The 1176-nt window shown below is 31.8% G+C and carries 3 protein-coding genes and 1 pseudogene; all 4 read right to left on the bottom strand.

What is annotated here, in order from left to right; genetic code table 11:
* Positions 1-236: pseudogene (locus B9T66_RS09060) on the bottom strand (contractile injection system protein, VgrG/Pvc8 family); the annotation flags it as partial.
* Positions 237-495: 259 nt separating this feature from the next.
* Positions 496-750 carry a hypothetical protein gene (locus tag B9T66_RS08675; RefSeq protein ID WP_095628557.1) on the bottom strand — a complete coding sequence of 85 codons (255 nt, stop codon included), beginning with the start codon at positions 748-750 and terminating at the stop codon, positions 496-498.
* Entirely contained in the window at positions 750-896 is a 147-nt protein-coding gene (locus B9T66_RS08970; RefSeq protein WP_180763388.1) for a hypothetical protein, read from the bottom strand. The genes B9T66_RS08675 and B9T66_RS08970 overlap by 1 nt, the downstream gene beginning before the upstream one ends.
* The coding region (locus B9T66_RS08975; protein ID WP_180763389.1) for a hypothetical protein at positions 874-1176 on the bottom strand (303 nt) is incomplete at its 5' end. The genes B9T66_RS08970 and B9T66_RS08975, both read right to left, overlap by 23 nt.

The following is a 1176-nucleotide window of genomic DNA, read 5'->3' on the forward strand; positions in this document are numbered from 1 at the left end:
AAGTTTGGATGAAAAGAAGAATCATATACATTAGGGGTGTGTGTTAGAGAAGTAGAAGTTTTAGTTTGCGTGCTAAATACATGCAAGATATCACTATGGATACTTTCTATATATCCTTCACAAGATATAACAAAGGGAGATTGCAGACTTTCTTTAATATGGGCTTTGGTGATGGTAACATATAAGGGAGCAGAAAGGTGGGGGACAGAAATACTAAGTTGCATATAAGAGGACATATGTTTTCCTTAGGGCTATGTTATGTGTCGTAAGAGTGGTGCTATTATAACATAAAAAGTATGCTTTGGCGTGTGTTGTTGGTGCTTTTATTATCACATATGTTATTCACGCTAAACGTATTGCTTACAAATAATACACATTATTGGTGAATTATGCCTTTCACTATCTTTTCTATTGCGGTATGAAACTCTTTAGAATGATACATCTCAAGACACATTATAAAATACACAGGTTCATTTTCTCTAGGATTATCTGGGTTTATATCATAAATGTGGTTGCTGGACATATAGTTTTAATGTAATGGTGTATTTTTTTATATGCTTTTTGTCCTATTGTCATTGTTTGGAAATACATACTCTGTGCTACCGCTATATCGTTAGATGGCGTAGTTTGGCTAAAATTACTTAAGCAATACGCCAAGCTATAATCTTTTGCTAAGGCAACTTCTTTATCAAATGTATTAGCTTGTGTATAGCAAATAAGAAGTATTAATATCAAGACATATTTTCTCACTATTCAATCTCCCAAAAGTAAAATTGCCTAACAATCACATTGCTTCTTGTATCAAGCAAATAATTAGAATCATCTAAAAATCGTTTCTCATCATTATCCCATAATGTTATGTGTCCTTTAGCATTATTCCAGCCACTTATCTCCATAGCTACTTCCTCCGTGAATTGTGTAATGAGTAGTAGTGATAAAATCATCATTGATTGGTTTTGTGGAATCTTTGGTTTGATAGAGTTGAAAATATTTATCTCCTAAGTTCCAAGAGTTTGTAAAAAAGCCATCAATAAAACGAGTTTCTTTTGGTAAATGAATATTTTTCACATAATAGATTCCAGATTCTATACAATCTTTATTTTGTGAATAATTGTTTGTAGAATCTTGAGTGTTTGTTTGTGTGTTGCTTGCTAAATTATTATCTGTATTCTCTAA

It is taken from the genome of Helicobacter sp. TUL (genome assembly GCF_002287135.1).
Lineage (GTDB): Bacteria > Campylobacterota > Campylobacteria > Campylobacterales > Helicobacteraceae > Helicobacter_F.

Bases quoted from the DNA above. Each gene is read 5' to 3' on its own strand.
- B9T66_RS08970 (WP_180763388.1), bottom strand. From the start codon at position 896: ATGGAGATAAGTGGCTGGAATAATGCTAAAGGACACATAACATTATGG.